Consider the following 15,364-nt stretch of genomic DNA (forward strand, 5'->3'; position numbering starts at 1 on the left):
GCTAGAAGTTGATCATGTGACCGACCAGACCGTGGAAGCACTCCTGCAGTGCCTCGGACATGGTCGGGTGCGTGTGCACGTTGCGGGCAAGTTCGGTTGCGGTGAGGTCCCACTTCTGGGCGAGGGTGAGCTCTGGCAACAGCTCGGACACGTCGTGGCCGACCAGGTGCCCGCCGATCAGTTCGCCGTACTTGCCGTCGGCGATGAGTTTGACGAAACCGCTGGGGTCCCCGACGCCATGTGCCTTGGCGTTGGCGGTGAACGGGAACTTGGCGACCACCACGTCGTAACCCTCGTCGCGGGCCTGCTGCTCGGTGAGGCCGAAGCTGGCCACGTTGGGCTGGCAGAACGTGGCGCGCGGCATCATGCGGTAGTCGCCGAGGGCCAAAGTCTCTGCGCCGGCGATGGTTTCGGCGGCCACCACGCCCTGGGCCTCGGCCACGTGCGCGAGTTGCAATTTGGCGGTGACGTCGCCGATCGCGTAGATGTGCGAGACGCTGGTCTGCATGTAGTCGGTGATGCCGATGGCCTTGCGGTCGGTCAGTTCGACGCCCACCTTGTCCAGGCCGTAGCCCTCGACATTGGGCGCAAACCCGATGGCCTGCAACACCTTTTCGGCCTTGAGCTCCTCCGACTTACCGTCCTTGCTGACGCTGACGGTGACCTCTGAGCCGTTATCGGTAATCGAATCGACCTTGGTGCCGGTCAAAATCTTGACGCCCAGTTTCTTGAACGCCTTCTCGATCTCCTTGGACGCGTCGGCGTCCTCGTTGGGCAGCGCGCGGGGCAGGAACTCGACGATGGTGACGTCGACGCCGTAGTTCTTCAGCACGTAGCCGAACTCCATGCCGATGGCGCCGGCGCCGGCGATGATGATCGACTTCGGCAGCTCGCGGGTCAGGATGAGCTTCTCGTAGGTCACCACGTTTTCCGACAGCGACGTGCCGGGGACGAGGCGGGTGCTGCTGCCGGTGGCGATGATGGCGTGGTCGAACGTGACCTCTTCGGTCCCGCCGTCGTCGTTGAGTTCCACCGCCAGCGTGTGCGAATCGGTGAACCGGCCGTAGCCGTGGATCTCGGTGATCTTGTTCTTCTTCATCAAGAAGTGCACGCCGGCCACCCGGCCCTCGGCCACCTTGCGGCTGCGGTCGTATGCCACCCCGAAGTCGAAGGTGGCCTCACCGCTGATGCCGAAGACCTTGGCCTCCTTGGTGAAGATGTGTGCCAGTTCGGCGTTGCGCAGCAACGCCTTCGACGGGATGCAGCCGACGTTGAGGCAGACCCCGCCCCAGTATTTCGGCTCGACGATTGCGGTGTTCAGCCCTAGTTGTGCGGCACGAATGGCTGCAACATATCCGCCGGGACCTGCTCCGAGAACGACGACGTCATAGTGAGAAGTCACCAGTTCACCCTAGTGGTGATCGCCAGCGCCGCGAAGCGGGGCGCAGCGGGTCACCACCATTCGGCCCCGTGGTGATCGCCAGCGCCGCGAAGCGGGGCGCAGCGGGTCACCACCAATTCAGCTCAGTAGGGGAGGACGCCCATCAAACACGGTGTCGTCACCCGCTCGCAGTAATAGGACCCATACAGCGGCGCCGCCGCGGCCACGGACGCGAAAGGCGCCGACATCACGGCGATCGATAGCGCGGCAATCAGCGGTTTGCCTCTCACCATCGCCAGGACCGGTCCCGCCACCGAGCAGGCCATGACGTAGACGAACACCGCAAACACCGGCGGCGTCTTGTCGATGGTGTGGTACCACCAGTAGTACAAACTCAGCCCGAACACCGCGGCGAAGAACCACACGCCCAGCAGCACCAACACCAACTTCCACCACTTCAGGTAGAGGTAGCGGCCCGGCACGGCAACGGGTCCCGGCGCCTCGGGCGTCGCATCCGGCGCCACCGCGGCGGTCACGGGTGCCGGCTGTTCCTCCGGCACCGGCTCCGCCTTCTTGGCCGGCTCGTCCAGGCCGGGCAACGGGAGAACGGGCTGGGAGTCCGTGTCGTCGAAGTTCGGCACGAACGGCACCGAGGGCTCACCGGCGTCGTACTCCGCCGACAGCGGCACCTCGCCGCTGTCGAAGTCCGGCACGAAGGGTTCGGTTCCCGGGCTCGAGACGCGTTCGTCGTCCGCCTTCTCGTCAGCCACCGGCAACCACTCGCAACGCGACCAGCATGCCCAGCCAACCGGGCGCCAGGGCAAGGATTCCCGCGCCGAGCATCGTCACCCACCGGCGTCCGGAGAACAGGATGACCGACAATCCGATCAGGCTCGGGATCCCGACGACCAGGGCGATCGCCACATCCGGACGCATCCGGTGCACCAGCACGGTGGACACGACGCCGAGCAGCTGCCCGGCCGCACTCCCGATCAGCAGGGCGCTGGCAAGCAGCCACGCACGCGGAAGCGGAATCACGGTGTACGACTTTACTGAGTCTCCGTTACGGGATCGGGCACGTTCCCGGCGCGTCCTGCGCGTCCCGCGGATCCACCACGAAGCCGCGGGCCGACGGTCGCTCACCGCGTTCGTACGCCGCCCCGGTGATCACCGGAGCGGCCTCAACCAGCTCTTTCTCGGCATCGCTGTAGACCCGCCCTCGGCTGAGAAACCGCACTCCTTCGGGTGCCTCGAGGCTGAACCCGCCACCGCGTCCCGGCACCATGTCGATGACCAGTTGGGTGTGCTTCCACGTCTGGTACTGCGGACCCGAGATCCACACGGGCACACCCTCCTCCCCCACGTCGAGCACGCCCAACAGGACGTCGCGGTCGCCGACCAGGAAGTCGCCGCGCGGGTAACACATCGGCGAAGACCCGTCGCAGCAACCGCCGGACTGGTGGAACATCACCGGGCCGTGCCGTTGCTGCAGGCGGGTCAGCAGCGCGGCCGCCTCGATGGTGATGAGCGCTCCGGGCGGAGCCTCCATCAGAAGAATCCCAGCGCCTTATCGGAGTAGGAGGTCAGCAGGTTCTTGGTCTGCTGGTAGTGCTCGAGCGCCATCTTGTGCCCCTCGCGACCGAAGCCCGACTGCTTGTAGCCACCGAAGGCCGAGTGCGGCGGATAAACGTGGTAGCAGTTCACCCACACCCGTCCGGCCTTGATCTCCCGGCCGGCCCGGTAGGCGGTGTTGCCGTCCCGGCTCCACACCCCCGCCCCGAGGCCGTACAGGGTGTCGTTGGCGATGCCCATCGCGTCGGCGTAGGTGTCAAACGGGGTCACCGCCACCACCGGGCCGAAAATCTCCTCCTGGAATATCCGCATCTTGTTGTTTCCGGTGAAGATCGTCGGCTGCACGTAGTAGCCACCGGACAAGTCGCCGCCCAGCTCGGCGCGCTCGCCGCCGGTAATGATCTTCGCGCCCTCACCCTTGCCGATCTCGATGTAGGACAAGATCTTTTCCAGCTGATCGTTGGACGCCTGCGACCCGAGCATGGTCTCGGTGTCCAGCGGGTCGCCCTGGCGGACCGCCTTGGTGCGGATCGCGGCCAGTTCCAGAAACTCGTCGTGAATGTCGGATTGGATCAGGCTGCGCGACGGGCACGTGCACACCTCGCCCTGATTGAGGGCGAACATCGTAAAGCCTTCCAGTGCCTTGTCTTGGAAGTCGTCGTTGGCGGCCATCACATCGGAGAAGAAGATGTTCGGGCTCTTGCCGCCGAGTTCCAGGGTGACCGGGATCAGGTTCTGCGAGGCGTACTGCATGATCAGTCGCCCCGTGGTGGTCTCGCCGGTGAAAGCGATCTTGGCGATCCGGTCGCTGGAGGCCAACGGTTTCCCGGCTTCGGCGCCGAATCCGTTGACGACGTTGACGACGCCGGGCGGCAGCAGATCACCGATCAGGGACATCAGGAACAGGATCGAGGCCGGGGTCTGTTCGGCCGGCTTGAGCACGATCGCGTTGCCGGCCGCGAGCGCCGGTGCCAGCTTCCAGGCCCCCATCAGGATCGGGAAGTTCCACGGGATGATCTGCCCGACAACGCCGAGCGGTTCGTGGAAGTGGTAGGCCACGGTGTCCTCGTCGATCTGGGACAGCGCGCCCTCCTGGGCACGGATGGCCGCCGCGAAGTACCGGAAATGGTCGGCGGCCAACGGTATGTCGGCGGCGATGGCCTCGCGGACCGGTTTGCCGTTGTCCCATACCTCCGCGACGGCCAGCGCGTGTGCGTTCGTGTCGATGCGGTCCGCGATCTTGTTCAGGATCGCCGCGCGCTCCGCGGGCGAAGTCTTGCCCCACGCGGGCGCGGCGGCGTGTGCCGCATCGAGCGCCTTCTCGATGTCGGTTTCGTCGGAGCGGGGGATCTCGCAGAACGGCTGACCGGTCACCGGTGTCGGATTCTCGAAGTAGCGGCCCGCCGCGGGCGCAACCCACTCGCCACCGATGAAGTTCCCGTACCGCGATTCGTACGACATCAGGGCTCCGGAAGCTCCCGGACGTGCAAAGACAGGCATCTCTCGGCTCCTCTTAGGGTTCATGTAATACAGCTCACAGTACCGCTGGGACCACAATGGCAGCTATGGCATCTGAGGCTGAAGACCCGTACCTGTGGCTCGAGGACGTCACCGGCGACGAGGCACTCGACTGGGTGCGCGCCCGCAACGAGCCGACCAAGGCGCAGTTCTGCGACGACGACTTCGAGACGATGCGTGTGCAGGCGCTGGAGGTGCTCGACACCGACGCCCGGATTCCTTACGTGCGCCGGCGCGGCGAGTATCTGTACGACTTCTGGCGCGACGCCACCAACCCGCGCGGGCTGTGGCGTCGCACCACGCTGGAGAGCTACCGCACCGATTCTCCGGAATGGGACGTCCTGATCGATGTCGACGAACTGGGCCGGGCCGACGGCAAGAACTGGGTGTGGGCCGGTGCCGACGTGCTCGAGCCGGAGCTCACCCGCGCGCTGATCAGCCTGTCGCCGGGCGGGTCGGACGCGGTGATCGTGCGTGAATTCGACATGCAGACACGCGAATTCGTCGCCGACGGGTTCGAATTGCCGGAAGCCAAATCGCAGATCGGCTGGGACGACCCGGACACCGTGCTGGTGGGCACCGACTTCGGGCCGGATTCGCTGACCGAGTCCGGTTACCCGCGCATCCTCAAGCGGTGGCGCCGCGGCACACCGCTGACGGACGCCGAGACGATCTTCGAGGGGGAACGCACCGACGTCAGCGCCGGCGGTTCCACCGACCGCACACCGGGATTCGAACGCACCTTCGTCGGGCGCTCGCTGGACTTCTGGAACCGCCAGCGATACGAGCTGCGGGGCACGGATCTGGTTTCCATCGATGCGCCGACCGACGCCAGCAGCATCTCGGTGCATCGCGAGTGGCTCCTGATCGATCTGCGCACGGACTGGTCCGTCGGGGGAACGACATATCGCGCCGGATCCCTGCTGGCCGTCAATTACAACGAATTCCTCAGTGGCGCAAGGAATTTACAGGTGATTTTCGAGCCGGACGAACACACTTGCTTGTACCACTACGCATGGACCAAAGACCGGCTGCTGCTCGTTTCACTGGCCGACGTGGCCAGCCGGGTCGAGATCGTTACGCCCGGGACGTGGCGACGCGAACCCGTCCAGGGCCTGCCCGAGTCGACCAACACCGTGGTGGTCGCAGCCGATGACACCGGCGACGAGTTCTTCCTGGACTCCAGCGGGTTCACCGCGCCGTCCCGTCTGCTGCGTGGCACGGGTCCGGGAGCGCTAGAGCAAATCAAATCCGCGCCGTCGTTCTTCGATGCCGAAAACATCTCGGTGGCACAACATTTCGTGGAATCGAAGGACGGCACATTGATCCCGTATTTCGTGGTGCGCCCTGACGGCGGCCAGGGGCCGACCCCCACCCTGCTCTACGGTTACGGCGGCTTCGAGACGTCGAACACGCCGGGTTACAGCGGTGTGCTGGGCCGGTTGTGGCTGGCGCGCGGTGGCACCTACGTGCTGGCCAACATCCGCGGCGGCGGCGAGTACGGACCGGGCTGGCACACCCAGGCGATGCGCGACGGCCGGCACAAGGTGGCCGAGGACTTCGCCGCGGTGGCAGACGATCTGGTGGCGCGCGGCATCACCACCGTCGACCAACTCGGCGCCCAGGGCGGCAGCAACGGTGGACTGCTGATGGGCATCATGCTGACCAAATATCCGGAGAAGTTCGGCGCGCTGGTCTGCAGTGTGCCGTTGCTCGACATGAAGCGCTACCACCTGCTGCTGGCCGGCGCCTCATGGGTGGCCGAGTACGGCGACCCCGACGACCCCGACGATTGGGCGTTCATCTCCGAATACTCGCCGTATCAAAACATTTCAGGTGATCGGAAGTACCCGCCGATACTGATGACCACGTCCACGCGCGACGACCGGGTGCATCCGGGGCATGCCCGCAAGATGACCGCCGCCCTAGAGGCCCTCGGCCAACCGGTCTGGTACTACGAGAACATCGAGGGTGGCCACGGTGGCGCGGCCGACAATGAGCAGCTCGCGTTCAAGTCGGCGTTGAGTTACTCGTTCCTGTGGCGGACGCTGGGCCGCCGGTCATAGTAGTCGCGGGTCAACCCGGCAATTGGCCATTCAGCCGCGCCTCGACCCGCTCCAGTTCGGATGCCGCATCGCTGTGGCCATATTCCGAAAGCACCCTGCCCAGTCCGGTCAGAGCCCGATCGAGGTCGGCGGTGAAGGGGTGCCGGGTTGCCGTCGGCAGCGCGTAACGCAGCTGTGTGACCGCTTCGCACTGGTCGTCTCCGGCCAGCTGCGGGATGGCCCTGGCGAACACGTCCAGCACCCGGGCACAGGTTTGATGCTGGCCTCCGTTGATCGCGCCGACCGCGATGCTCGACAACGCCGCCAGCACCTCGGGAATCGTGCGGTCGGTGTAGACGATCGGCAATGGTTGATCACCGTTGCCGGCCCCGGCCGCCGATGCGGACTCGCTCGCCCAGCGGGCCAGCAGCACGTAGAGGCCGTCGACGGTTACCAGGGCGGCCTCGGGATCCCGTTGTGTCGCAGCGGCCCATCCCATGCTGGCCAATTGGTGCACGCCGTAGGACGGCTCGCGGTCCAGTTGCCGCTCTCTGCCGCAGCGCAACGCATCCAGGACGGCGTCGGCCAGCCGGGCGCGTTCGTCGGCGTTCTCGGCCCGCACGGTTGCTAGCTCCGACCCGGTGACGAAGTGGCTGCCCAGCCTGGCGATGAAGTCGATCTCGGCTTCGCCCTGGGCGGACTCCAGCGCGTGCCGCAGGGTGGCCAGGTGAATGTCGACGAGATATCCGCTGCACTCGGACCGGACGGTGAGCGCGGGCAGGTGCTCGAGCTGTGGCTCGTGCCGCATCCGGCACAACCAGTTCAACTGCTGCGTGCGGGTGGCGATGGTGTGCTGCACGATACGTTCGACCACCGAAGGCGGCCGCAGCTGGTCGAGCACCAGGTAGCCGAACACCACCAGCCCCGTCAGCGCGAGCACGCTGAGTAGCAGGGCCGCGGCCGTGCTGAACACCGCGTGCTCGGGATCGACGAGCGCGAGCACCACCACGTAGTACGCCGAGAGACCGGCGAAATACCCGAAGAACGCTTGATTGACGCGGCGGCGCAGGAACTGCTCCACCACTACCCAGGTGAACACGTCTGCCATCCGGTGCACCAGGGTGAGCAGCAGCACGAAGGTGATGGTCATCAGCGTGAGCATCCCGGGCGCCACGGTGCGCAGCATTGACTGGTTCTCTTGCGGCGGTGCCAGTTTGGACAGAGCGTGCGCGGCCGGTTTGATCCATTCGGCATCCGAGCCGTCCAGCACGCTGGTGATCACCCCAAGCACAATGAATCCCGCGATGATGGCCAGCGGCACCGATAGAAACTCCTGAAGCGCCCGCCGCAACCCGCTTTCGCGCCGCGGCCGCGCTGTTCCTGCCGTCGGGCGCATACCCGCTTACCTACCCGTTCGAGCAGACGCCGAACCGATCGTGAGCGTCGCAACGTCTAGCCGCCGCGGACTTCGGGCACCCTAGGGAGATGTCCTCGCAGCTGCCCGGAGTCTTCCAGTCGTTCGCCCCAGCGCTCGACCGCTACGGCTACGCGGCGGTGGTCCTGCTGGTCGGATTGGAGGGTATCGGCATTCCGTTGCCCGGGCAGATCATCCTGATCGCCGCGGGAATCTATGCCGGCGCGGGTGAATTGAGCCTGGCTCTGGTGTTGATCGCCGGTCTGCTGGCCGCCGTATGCGGCGACAACAGCGGCTACGCCATCGGGAGGTTCGGGGGCCGGGCGCTGGTGTTGCGGTTCGGCCGGTACGTATTTCTCACCGAGAAGCGCCTGGCGGCGACCGAGCGCTTCTTCGGCCGACGCGGCGTGTTCGTCGTGCTGATCGGCCGGTTCGTGGACGGACTGCGGCAGGCCAGCGGGATCGTCTGCGGACTGGCCCGGATGAGGTGGCGGCGGTATCTGGCCTACAACGCGCTGGGATCCACCGTTTGGGTCGCCGTCTGGGTGTTCGCCGGCTATCTCGCCGGCAGTCACATCGCAGCGCTCTACGCGGTCGCCCACCATCACGCCAAGTACCTGCTGATCGGGCTCGCCGTGCTGGTTGCGGGCGGGCTGGCCGGCTGGGCCATCAAACGCCGTGCCAACCGGCGGGCCGCGGCCGAGTGCTGACCTGGGGCGCTTGACACTCCCGTCCGCCGCGGCTTCGCTTCGGGCTATGCCGACACCCGAATTCGAAACGCTGCTCTATCGCACAGCCGGCGCGGTGGCCACCATCACCCTCAACCGTCCGGAGCAGCTCAACACGATCGTCCCGCCCATGCCAGACGAGATCGAGGCGGCGATCGGGTTGGCCGACAGCGACGACAGCATCAAGGTCATCGTGCTGCGCGGTGCCGGGCGCGCATTCTGCGCGGGCTACAACTTCGGCGAGGGCTTTGCGCATTGGGAAGACGTGATGAACACCGACGGGCGGTGGGATCCGGGCAAGGATTTCTCGATGGTGACCGCCCGGACGGGTCCGCATCAAAAGTTCATGGCGATCTGGCGGGCCACCAAGCCCGTGATCGCCCAGGTGCACGGCTGGTGTGTGGGCGGTGGCAGCGACTACGCGCTGTGCGCCGACCTCGTCATCGCCAGTGAGGACGCCGTCATCGGCACCCCCTACAGCCGGATGTGGGGCGCCTACCTGACGGGGATGTGGATGTATCGGCTGAGCCTGGCCAAGGCCAAGTGGCATTCGCTGACCGGCCGGCCGCTGACCGGAGTGCAGGCCGCCGAGATCGAGCTGATCAACGAGGCGGTCCCGTTCGAGCGGCTGGAAGCGCGGGTAGCCGAGATCGCCGCCGAACTGGCCCAGATCCCGCTGTCACAGCTGCGGGCGCAGAAGCTGATCGTCAACCAGGCCTACGAGAACATGGGCCTGGCCTCCACCCAATTGCTGGGCGGCATCCTGGACGGGCTGATGCGCAACACCCCGGATGCGCTGGACTTCATCCGGACCGCGCAACACGACGGCGTGCGCGCCGCCGTCGAACGCCGGGACGGACCGTTCGGGGATTACAGTCAGGCTCCCCCCGAGCTACGGCCGAACCCGTCACACTTGATAGTTCCTGATCGCGATGGGTAGTAAGATCGGCTAGGAATTCGCCTGGGAATTTTTCGCGACTCCGAAAGTGTTACGGTAATCAATATGTCTCGGCTGAGTAACTTCCTTCGTGCAGGTGCAGTTTTCTTCGCGCTCGCTATCGTCGCCGCGGTCTTTGCGGGGTCCTTCCCGAAGGCGGCGCTGGCCGATTCCACCGAGGATTTCCCGATCCCACGCCGGATGATCGCGACCACCTGCGACGCCGAGCAATACCTGGCGGCCGTGCGGGACACCAGCCCGGTGTACTACCAGCGGTACATGATCGATTACAACAACCACGCAAACCTGCAGGAAGCCACCGTCAACAAGGCGCACTGGTTCTTCTCGCTGTCGCCGGCGGAGCGCAGGGACTACTCCGAGAACTTCTACAACGGCGACCCGCTGACGTTTGCCTGGGTTAACCACATGAAGATCTTCTTCAACAACAAGGGCGTCGTCGCCAAGGCCACCGACGTCTGTAACGGGTACCCGGCTGGCGACATGTCGGTCTGGAACTGGGCGTAACGGCATCGTGGGCGCACGGTGGTTCGGCCGCATAGCGGCGATGGCGGCGATTGTCCCGGTCTCGATCCTGATCGGAAGCGCCCCAGCCCACGCCGACAGCGACCTCGGTAAGCAGTGCTCGCCGGAAGGCGCGAAAGTCTGGGGCAAACCCGGCCCGATCTACTGTGAGCGACAAGCAGACGGGCAACTGCAATGGGTGTCCATTCCGGTCTCGGCCTTGTGCGTGGCGTTCTGCGTCAATAACCCCTAGCCCCTGAGCCGTCCGGCTGAAGAGTTCCTGAGAATTCATGGGGCTAGCACCCGCGCAAATTCATCCCTTCGGCGACCTTTGTGTTGACGAATCAGACTGATAGCCGGGGAAATAGGTCCCGTGTCGCGGGAAAAGTATGGTTTGTGCGACCGGAAACAACACCTATACGGGGCCTGAGAACATCAGCCCGACCCTTGCCGCGGCGGGGTAAAGCTATCCATAATGGAACCTCCGGCCAGCCAAACATCCGCCAAGTGTGTGGGCGATGGATGCGACTGGTTCCGGACAGCTGGAGGTCATCGCATGAGCCAAACTACTGGCAACGGGATCCCTGGCACGCTGGCGGCTCTCGACTGGCAAGCGATTGAGTGCCAATCAGAATTCGGCTGCAGCAACCGTGCGACGTTCATCGTCCACCGGCACGCGGTGGACGCATGCAACCACCCCCACGTCGACCCGTTCGGGAACATCGTCGAGATTCTGTGCATCGCGTGCCTGTGGCACGCCGAGGCCGAAGTGCTGGTGCAGCTGGGACAACTCCGCCGGACGCCGGACGCCGCCTGCTTGACCTGCGGCGCGCCGGTGTCCGAGCTCAGCGACATCATGCGCGACGTCGCAGCCATCTAGCGCGTCAGGACTCAGTAGTGCGGCTGCGTGGCCGCGGCAGCCTTCGGCGAGTCCTCGTCCTCTCGCAGCAACGCGCGCACGGCCGGTCGGGGCCCGAAGGGCCGCAGCATCTGACTGGCCGGGCGGGTCCGCACTTGGACCGGCCACCAGAACCAGCGCCCCAGCAAGGTGGCCAGCGACGGCGTCATGAACGACCGCACGATCAACGTGTCGAACAACAGACCCAGCGCGATCGTCGTACCCACCTGGGCCATGACTTTCAACGGGCTGAAGGCGAACGTCGCCATGGTCGCAGCGAACACCAATCCTGCCGAGGTTACGACGGACCCCGAGCCGGCCATCGCGCGGATCGTCCCCGTCTTGAGGCCGGCGTGGACCTCCTCCTTCAACCGCGATATCAGCAATAGGTTGTAGTCCGAGCCAACCGCCAGCAGCAGGATGATCGCCATTGCCAGCACCATCCAGTGCAACTTCATGCCCAGGATGTACTGCCATAGGAGCACGGAGAGTCCGAACGAGGCGCCCAGCGACAGCAACACCGTGCCGACGATCACGAAGGCCGCCACGACGCTTCGGGTGATCACCAACATGATGATGAAAATCAGTGTGGCAGCAGAGATTCCGGCGATCAGCAGATCGATGTTGGACCCGTCGTGCATGTCCTTGTACGTCGCTGCGGTGCCGCCGAGATAGATCTTGGCGCCTTCCCAGGGTGTGCCCTTGATCGCCTCGTGCACGGCCTGCTTGATCGGCTCGATGTTCTTGATGCCTTCAGGCGTCGCCGGGTCGCCTTCATGGGAGATGATCAACCGGACAGCGTGCCCGTCCGGCGATATGAACTGTTTGAGACCCCGCTCGAAATCTGGGCTCTGGAACGCTTCCGGCGGAAGGTAGAACGTGTCGTCGTTCTTGGCTCTATCGAACGCATCCCCTTGGGCGGTGGCGTTGTCGGCCTGCGCCCTCGCCTGCGCGTTGAGTCCCGCAGTGATCGAATAGTTCGACATGATGGTGTCGAGGTTGCGCTGCTGGCTCTCGATCTGCGGAGGTATCAAAGCCACCAGCTGGGGCTGGATCGCGTCCAGCCGGTCCAGATTCTGGCTCAGGCTCAGAATGTTCTGCGCCACTTGGTCGATGCCGTCGAGCGCATTGAAGATGGACCGAAGCGCCCAGCAAATCGGGATGTCGTAGCAGTGTTTCTCCCAGTAGAAGTAGCTACGAATCGGCCGGAAGAAATCGTCGAACGTGGCGATGTCGTCCCGCAGCGCCTCGGTGATCTTCACAGTTTCTTTGGTGAGCTTGGTGGTTTCGTGCGTCGTGTTGCTGAGATCCTGGGTGACGCGCATCTGCTCATGCAGCGTTGCCATCGTCTTGCGCAACTCGTCCGCCTGGGTCAGCAGGTTTTGTGCCTGCTCGTCCTGGTAGTGCTGGGTCTGAAGCCGCGCGGCGGCTTGGGCGCCCATCTGGAAACCAAGGGTGCTGTGGTCGAGCGGCGTGCCCAACGGCCGGGTGATGGTCTGCACGCGGCCGATACCGGGGATGTGGAAGACCGCTTTGGCGACCTTGTCGAGGACGAGGAAGTCGGCCGGGTTGCGTAAGTCGTGATCGGTCTCGATCATCAACAGTTCGGGATTGAGCCGCGCCTGGTCGAAGTGCCGGTCGGCGGCCGCATAGCCGATGTTGGCCGGAGTGTCTCCCGGCAGGTAATGCCGGTTGTCGTAGTCCGTCTTATAGCCGGGCAGGGCGAGCAGACCAATCAGTGCGACGACGATGGTCACCGCGAAAACTGGTGCGGGCCAGCGGACGATGGCGGTGCCGATGCGACGCCAGCCCCGGGTCTGCAGCTTGCGCTTCGGATCCATCAGCTTGAAAAACGAAGCCACCGTCAGCAGCGCTGGGCCCAGCGTCAACGCCGCAAGGACCGCAACCAGCATGCCGACCGCACAGGGCACGCCGAGTGACTCGAAGTACGGCAACCGGCAGAAGCTCAGGCAGTACATTGCGCCGGCGATGGTCAGTCCCGACCCCAGCACGACATGCGCGGTGCTGTGGAACATGGTGTAGAACGCTTGTTCGCGCGTCTCGCCCAGACCGCGGGCCTCCTGATAACGGCCCACAACGAAGATCGCGTAGTCCGTGCCGGCGGCGATTGCCATCAGTACCAGCATGTTGTTGGCGAAGGTGGAAAGGCCCATGACGCCGTAGTTGCCCAGCGTCGCGACGACCCCGCGGGCCGCGGCCAACTCGATGAAGACCATGGCCAGCATGATCAGCACGGTGATTATCGAGCGGTAGACGATCAGCAGCATCACCACGATCACCAAAATGGTGATGAGGGTGACGACCATGACGCCTTTCTCACCCGCGTGGGACTGGTCGGCGAACAGCGGACCCGCGCCGGTGACGTAGGCCTTGATTCCAGGCGGCGCCGGCACGGCGTCCACTATTTTGCGGACGGCCTCGGCAGACTCGTTCGCCAGCCCGCCGCCCATATTGCCGGCCAGGTAGACCTGCACATATGCGGCTTTTTGATCGTGGCTCTGGGAGCCCGCTGCCGTCAGCGGATCACTCCAGAAATCCTGGACGTGCTGAACGTGTTTCTTGTCTTTCTCGATGCGCCTGACGATCTCGTCGTAATAGCGGTGCGCCTCGGCGCCGAGTGGCTTGTCGCCTTCCAGCAGGATCATGGCCGAGTTGTCGGAATCGAACTCTTTGAACGTCGATCCCACCCGCATCATCGATTGAAAGGATGGTGCGTCAGTCGGACTCATCGAGACCGAGTGGGTCTTGGCGACGACCTCCAGCTGCGGGGACACGGTGTTGGTGATGAAGACGATCGCCAGCCAGATGAGCACGATCGGCAGCGCCAACCGGTGAATCATCCGCGGCAGGAACGGCGGGATCAGCGGCTGGTCGACGCGCGGCGGCGGGCTGGGATTGGCCTCGGTGGTCTCGCTCATGCCGTCTTGTCCAGGCAATAGACGAAGGCATTCACGGTTTCGTTGGGGGGCGACTGATTCGGGGCCTTGACGACATTGCCGCGCCCGTCGTTGTTGTTCACCAGGAACCGGCAGGCGATCCAGCTACCGGTTCCTTGCGCCATCAGGTTCGCCGGGATCCCGGGCTTGGTTGACTTCAATTCGGTCTTCCACGGTAGGGGCACGTCGAGAGCCTGTTGAGGATGAGAGTTCTCATCGAGGTAGTTGATGGTCGCCCTGCTGCCCGGTGAACCCCAGACTTCGAGCGTGATGGTCTTGGGATTGAACTGGTCGATGACGTCACCGGATGAGCCGCCACCGAAACTGCCCTGCCGAACGCCGAAGACATTGTGCAGCCGGTGGACGACGAACCCCGACAGCGCGACAACGGCCAGAATGGTGAGGATGAGCCAGAACCGGGTGACGAGCTTCGAAAGCCCTCTGCGCTTGGGGCGCTGGGGGCTTGCTGGCGTCCTGCTTTCGGCATGAGCAGACTCCGGGAACTTCAACGGCTCGGTCCGTGGCTCAGTCGTCGTCATGGGTGCTTTCCTAACCATTACGAGAGCCGCCAACTAGTTAGCCTGGATGTCAACTTAGCTACCCTAACCTAATGCACAACCAAGTGCGACGTTGCGACGTGGTGCACAAAGGCTCTGTGTGACAAGCCCTTCGGCAAATGGTGTCCCGGTATCCGGATTGCGCGCTCGTCATCGGGACCCCGGGATCGAACCGATGCAGGTAGCGCTGAGCACCCGCGTGAGCGCCGGGCCGAACTCGATGTTCCACTCGGGCGGAAGCACTTCTGGTTCCTCCTCGTAGACGTCGGAGATCTTCGCCGGCGGGTTGGCGATCTGCCAGAACGCGGCGGCCAGCGAGTAGGCGGCAATCAGGACGTCGAAGGATCCCGAGCGCCCCAGGACGGGAAGTGCCCGCTCAATGGCGTCGGCAATCGCGATCGCCGCTGCCGAAATCGTTCGCCGGATCTCGATGACTCGCTCGATTTCCACCTCGTGCTCGAGGTGCAGATGCAGATTGGCAAGCAGGTCACAGAACAGGGGGTCGGCGGCCAGGCCGTTGGCCAACACTTCGGCAACTTGGGCCGGGGAGAGCTCGGGCTCGCTCAATTTCTCGCACACGGTGCCCGACCATTTCACCCAGCCCTCGGCGGCGAGATGCAGCAGGACCTCTTTGTGCGAGGTGAAATAGCGGCGCACGGCCGAATAGTGGATTCCGGCGCGGCTGGCCACCGCCGTCAACGTCACCGAGGCGACCCCGGTTTCGATGGCGAGTTCGCGTGCGGCCTCGACGAGTGCGGCCGCGCGTTGGCGCTTGTTCTCCTCCGTGCGAGCCCGCCGGAATGCAAGTTGCGCCACTGGCCGAGGATAACGCACA

At 64.7% G+C, this 15,364-nt stretch carries 14 protein-coding genes; 5 read left to right on the plus strand and 9 right to left on the minus strand.

Annotated elements, in window-relative coordinates:
* Position 1 precedes the first annotated feature (1 nt).
* The 5 genes from lpdA to exaC all read right to left on the minus strand — a co-directional run bounded on the left by lpdA (position 2) and on the right by exaC (position 4,453).
* Positions 2–1,402, minus strand: a complete 1,401-nt coding sequence (lpdA, locus tag A5645_RS20850) for a dihydrolipoyl dehydrogenase (RefSeq protein ID WP_065130845.1) — start codon at positions 1,400–1,402, stop codon at positions 2–4.
* Positions 1,403–1,524: 122 nt separating this feature from the next.
* Positions 1,525–2,151, minus strand: a complete 627-nt coding sequence (locus tag A5645_RS20855) for a hypothetical protein (RefSeq protein WP_065034534.1) — start codon at positions 2,149–2,151, stop codon at positions 1,525–1,527.
* Positions 2,144–2,419, minus strand: a complete 276-nt coding sequence (locus tag A5645_RS20860; RefSeq protein WP_065034533.1) for a putative holin — start codon at positions 2,417–2,419, stop codon at positions 2,144–2,146. The genes A5645_RS20855 and A5645_RS20860 overlap by 8 nt, the downstream gene beginning before the upstream one ends.
* Before the next feature lie 25 nt (positions 2,420–2,444).
* Entirely contained in the window at positions 2,445–2,930 is a 486-nt protein-coding gene (locus tag A5645_RS20865; protein WP_065034532.1) for a DUF779 domain-containing protein, read from the minus strand.
* Entirely contained in the window at positions 2,930–4,453 is a 1,524-nt protein-coding gene (exaC, locus tag A5645_RS20870; protein WP_065130846.1) for an acetaldehyde dehydrogenase ExaC, read from the minus strand. The genes A5645_RS20865 and exaC overlap by 1 nt, the downstream gene beginning before the upstream one ends.
* A 56-nt stretch (positions 4,454–4,509) precedes the next feature.
* On the opposite strand from exaC, the gene A5645_RS20875 reads away from it, so the two are divergent.
* On the plus strand, positions 4,510–6,537 hold the full coding sequence (locus A5645_RS20875; protein WP_065130847.1) for a prolyl oligopeptidase family serine peptidase: 2,028 nt from the start codon (positions 4,510–4,512) through the stop codon (positions 6,535–6,537).
* Between the two features lie 10 nt (positions 6,538–6,547).
* Here A5645_RS20875 and A5645_RS20880 read toward each other — a convergent pair whose 3' ends face one another.
* Positions 6,548–7,912, minus strand: a complete 1,365-nt coding sequence (locus A5645_RS20880; protein ID WP_065130848.1) for a DUF2254 family protein — start codon at positions 7,910–7,912, stop codon at positions 6,548–6,550.
* Positions 7,913–8,001: 89 nt separating this feature from the next.
* On the opposite strand from A5645_RS20880, the gene A5645_RS20885 reads away from it, so the two are divergent.
* From A5645_RS20885 to A5645_RS20905, 4 genes are all read left to right on the plus strand, one after another.
* Positions 8,002–8,640, plus strand: coding sequence for a DedA family protein (locus tag A5645_RS20885; protein WP_065130849.1), 639 nt, complete (start codon positions 8,002–8,004; stop codon positions 8,638–8,640).
* Positions 8,641–8,686: 46 nt separating this feature from the next.
* Positions 8,687–9,598, plus strand: coding sequence for a crotonase/enoyl-CoA hydratase family protein (locus A5645_RS20890; RefSeq protein WP_065130850.1), 912 nt, complete (start codon positions 8,687–8,689; stop codon positions 9,596–9,598).
* A 63-nt stretch (positions 9,599–9,661) separates the two neighbouring features.
* Positions 9,662–10,120, plus strand: a complete 459-nt coding sequence (locus A5645_RS20895; protein WP_065034527.1) for a DUF5078 domain-containing protein — start codon at positions 9,662–9,664, stop codon at positions 10,118–10,120.
* A gap of 553 nt (positions 10,121–10,673) precedes the next feature.
* Positions 10,674–10,997, plus strand: a complete 324-nt coding sequence (locus A5645_RS20905) for a hypothetical protein (RefSeq protein WP_065130852.1) — start codon at positions 10,674–10,676, stop codon at positions 10,995–10,997.
* Between the two features lie 11 nt (positions 10,998–11,008).
* Here A5645_RS20905 and A5645_RS20910 read toward each other — a convergent pair whose 3' ends face one another.
* The 3 genes from A5645_RS20910 to A5645_RS20920 form a co-directional block, all read right to left on the minus strand.
* Positions 11,009–13,954 carry an MMPL/RND family transporter gene (locus tag A5645_RS20910; RefSeq protein ID WP_065130853.1) on the minus strand — a complete coding sequence of 982 codons (2,946 nt, stop codon included), beginning with the start codon at positions 13,952–13,954 and terminating at the stop codon, positions 11,009–11,011.
* Positions 13,951–14,511, minus strand: coding sequence for an MmpS family transport accessory protein (locus tag A5645_RS20915; RefSeq protein ID WP_065130854.1), 561 nt, complete (start codon positions 14,509–14,511; stop codon positions 13,951–13,953). The genes A5645_RS20910 and A5645_RS20915 overlap by 4 nt, the downstream gene beginning before the upstream one ends.
* 168 nt (positions 14,512–14,679) lie before the next feature.
* Positions 14,680–15,363 (minus strand): TetR/AcrR family transcriptional regulator, encoded by a 684-nt coding sequence (locus A5645_RS20920; protein ID WP_081288456.1) that lies wholly within the window; start codon positions 15,361–15,363, stop codon positions 14,680–14,682.
* Between the last annotated feature and the right edge of the window lies 1 nt (position 15,364).

The sequence above is a fragment of the Mycobacterium asiaticum genome (assembly GCF_001673635.1).
Taxonomy (GTDB): Bacteria; Actinomycetota; Actinomycetes; order Mycobacteriales; family Mycobacteriaceae; genus Mycobacterium; species Mycobacterium asiaticum_C.

Coding starts and splice junctions, on each gene's coding strand:
- A5645_RS20875 (WP_065130847.1), top strand. CDS start 4,510: ATGGCAGCTATGGCATCTGAGGCTGAAGACCCGTACCTGTGGCTCGAG.
- A5645_RS20910 (WP_065130853.1), bottom strand. CDS start 13,954: ATGAGCGAGACCACCGAGGCCAATCCCAGCCCGCCGCCGCGCGTCGAC.
- A5645_RS20905 (WP_065130852.1), top strand. CDS start 10,674: ATGAGCCAAACTACTGGCAACGGGATCCCTGGCACGCTGGCGGCTCTC.
- A5645_RS20895 (WP_065034527.1), top strand. CDS start 9,662: ATGTCTCGGCTGAGTAACTTCCTTCGTGCAGGTGCAGTTTTCTTCGCG.
- A5645_RS20865 (WP_065034532.1), bottom strand. CDS start 2,930: ATGGAGGCTCCGCCCGGAGCGCTCATCACCATCGAGGCGGCCGCGCTG.
- A5645_RS20915 (WP_065130854.1), bottom strand. CDS start 14,511: ATGACGACGACTGAGCCACGGACCGAGCCGTTGAAGTTCCCGGAGTCT.
- A5645_RS20880 (WP_065130848.1), bottom strand. CDS start 7,912: ATGCGCCCGACGGCAGGAACAGCGCGGCCGCGGCGCGAAAGCGGGTTG.
- A5645_RS20890 (WP_065130850.1), top strand. CDS start 8,687: ATGCCGACACCCGAATTCGAAACGCTGCTCTATCGCACAGCCGGCGCG.
- exaC (WP_065130846.1), bottom strand. CDS start 4,453: ATGCCTGTCTTTGCACGTCCGGGAGCTTCCGGAGCCCTGATGTCGTAC.
- A5645_RS20885 (WP_065130849.1), top strand. CDS start 8,002: ATGTCCTCGCAGCTGCCCGGAGTCTTCCAGTCGTTCGCCCCAGCGCTC.